General features: G+C 56.9%; 1 rRNA gene. It reads right to left on the bottom strand.

The features are described 5' to 3' along the window. Positions 1 to 22: 22 nt before the first annotated feature. Positions 23 to 3,146, bottom strand: a 23S ribosomal RNA gene (locus tag AC3ET3_RS35935). Positions 3,147 to 3,189: the final 43 nt, after the last annotated feature.

Below are 3,189 nucleotides of genomic sequence, written 5' to 3'. Positions count from 1 at the left end.
AACACAGTGGACGCGAGCAACTGAGGACAAGCCCTCGGCCTATTAGTACCGGTCAACTCCACACGTTACCGTGCTTCCATATCCGGCCTATCAACCCAGTCGTCTACTGGGAGCCTTACCCCATCAAGTGGGTGGGAGTCCTCATCTCGAAGCAGGCTTCCCGCTTAGATGCTTTCAGCGGTTATCCCTCCCGAACGTAGCCAACCAGCCATGCCCTTGGCAGAACAACTGGCACACCAGAGGTTCGTCCGTCCCGGTCCTCTCGTACTAGGGACAGCCCTTCTCAAGACTCCTACGCGCACAGCGGATAGGGACCGAACTGTCTCACGACGTTCTAAACCCAGCTCGCGTACCGCTTTAATGGGCGAACAGCCCAACCCTTGGGACCGACTCCAGCCCCAGGATGCGACGAGCCGACATCGAGGTGCCAAACCATCCCGTCGATATGGACTCTTGGGGAAGATCAGCCTGTTATCCCCGGGGTACCTTTTATCCGTTGAGCGACGGCGCTTCCACAAGCCACCGCCGGATCACTAGTCCCGACTTTCGTCCCTGCTCGACCCGTCGGTCTCACAGTCAAGCTCCCTTGTGCACTTACACTCAACACCTGATTGCCAACCAGGCTGAGGGAACCTTTGGGCGCCTCCGTTACCCTTTAGGAGGCAACCGCCCCAGTTAAACTACCCATCAGACACTGTCCCTGATCCGGATCACGGACCCAGGTTAGACATCCAGCACGACCAGACTGGTATTTCAACGACGACTCCACCTGAACTGGCGTCCAAGCTTCAAAGTCTCCCAGCTATCCTACACAAGCCGAACCGAACACCAATATCAAACTGTAGTAAAGGTCCCGGGGTCTTTCCGTCCTGCTGCGCGAAACGAGCATCTTTACTCGTAGTGCAATTTCACCGGGCCTATGGTTGAGACAGTCGAGAAGTCGTTACGCCATTCGTGCAGGTCGGAACTTACCCGACAAGGAATTTCGCTACCTTAGGATGGTTATAGTTACCACCGCCGTTTACTGGCGCTTAAGTTCTCAGCTTCGCAACCCCGAAAGATCACTAACCGGTCCCCTTAACGTTCCAGCACCGGGCAGGCGTCAGTCCGTATACATCGCCTTACGGCTTCGCACGGACCTGTGTTTTTAGTAAACAGTCGCTTCTCGCTGGTCTCTGCGGCCACCCCCAGCTCAGAGCGCAAAGCTCATCACCAGGCGTGGCCCCCCTTCTCCCGAAGTTACGGGGGCATTTTGCCGAGTTCCTTAACCATAGTTCACCCGAACGCCTCGGTATTCTCTACCTGACCACCTGAGTCGGTTTAGGGTACGGGCCGCCATGAAACTCGCTAGAGGCTTTTCTCGACAGCATAGGATCATCCACTTCACCACAATCGGCTCGGCATCAGGTCTCAGCCGGATGCAAGGCGGATTTACCTACCTTGCGGCCTACACCCTTACCCCGGGACAACCACCGCCCGGGATGGACTACCTTCCTGCGTCACCCCATCACTCACCTACTACCAGCTCGGGTCACCGGCTCCACCACTCCGACCTCGTCCGAAGACTCAGCCGACGGCTTCACGGGCTTAGCATCACTGGATTCGATGTTTGACGCTTCACAGCGGGTACCGGAATATCAACCGGTTATCCATCGACTACGCCTGTCGGCCTCGCCTTAGGTCCCGACTTACCCTGGGCAGATCAGCTTGACCCAGGAACCCTTAGTCAATCGGCGCACACGTTTCTCACGTGTGAATCGCTACTCATGCCTGCATTCTCACTCGTCAACCGTCCACAACTACCTTCCGGTGCTGCTTCACCCGGCAGACGACGCTCCCCTACCCATCACAGCCGCCGTTGGGCGTACATGCTGCAATGACACGACTTCGGCGGTACGCTTGAGCCCCGCTACATTGTCGGCGCGGAATCACTAGACCAGTGAGCTATTACGCACTCTTTCAAGGGTGGCTGCTTCTAAGCCAACCTCCTGGTTGTCTCTGCGACTCCACATCCTTTCCCACTTAGCGTACGCTTAGGGGCCTTAGTCGATGCTCTGGGCTGTTTCCCTCTCGACCATGGAGCTTATCCCCCACAGTCTCACTGCCGCGCTCTCACTTACCGGCATTCGGAGTTTGGCTAAGGTCAGTAACCCGGTAGGGCCCATCGCCTATCCAGTGCTCTACCTCCGGCAAGAAACACACGACGCTGCACCTAAATGCATTTCGGGGAGAACCAGCTATCACGGAGTTTGATTGGCCTTTCACCCCTAACCACAGGTCATCCCCCAGGTTTTCAACCCTGGTGGGTTCGGTCCTCCACGAAGTCTTACCTCCGCTTCAACCTGCCCATGGCTAGATCACTCCGCTTCGGGTCTTGAGCGTGCTACTCAAATCGCCCTGTTCGGACTCGCTTTCGCTACGGCTACCCCACCCGGGTTAACCTCGCAACACACCGCAAACTCGCAGGCTCATTCTTCAAAAGGCACGCAGTCACGAGACACCAGCAAGCTGATGTCCGACGCTCCCACGGCTTGTAGGCACACGGTTTCAGGTACTATTTCACTCCCCTCCCGGGGTACTTTTCACCATTCCCTCACGGTACTATCCGCTATCGGTCACCAGGGAATATTTAGGCTTAGCGGGTGGTCCCGCCAGATTCACACGGGATTTCTCGGGCCCCGTGCTACTTGGGTGTCTCTCAAACGAGCCGCTGACGTTTCGACTACGGGGGTCTTACCCTCTACGCCGGACCTTTCGCATGTCCTTCGCCTACATCAACGGTTTCTGACTCGTCCTGTCGCCGGCAGACAACAGAAGAGAGATCCCACAACCCCGAATGCGCAACCCCTGCCGGGTCTCACACGCATACGGTTTGGCCTCATCCAGTTTCGCTCGCCACTACTCCCGGAATCACGGTTGTTTTCTCTTCCTGCGGGTACTGAGATGTTTCACTTCCCCGCGTTCCCTCCACATACCCTATGTGTTCAGGTATGGGTGACAGCCCATGACGACTGCCGGGTTTCCCCATTCGGAAACCCCCGGATCAAAGCCTGGTTGACGACTCCCCGGGGACTATCGTGGCCTCCCACGTCCTTCATCGGTTCCTGGTGCCAAGGCATCCACCGTGCGCCCTTAAAAACTTGGCCACAGATGCTCGCGTCCACTGTGCAGTTCTCAAACAACGACCAG

It is taken from the genome of Streptomyces sp. bgisy159 (assembly GCF_057707805.1).
This window is presented reverse-complemented; position numbering and strand designations above follow the sequence as displayed.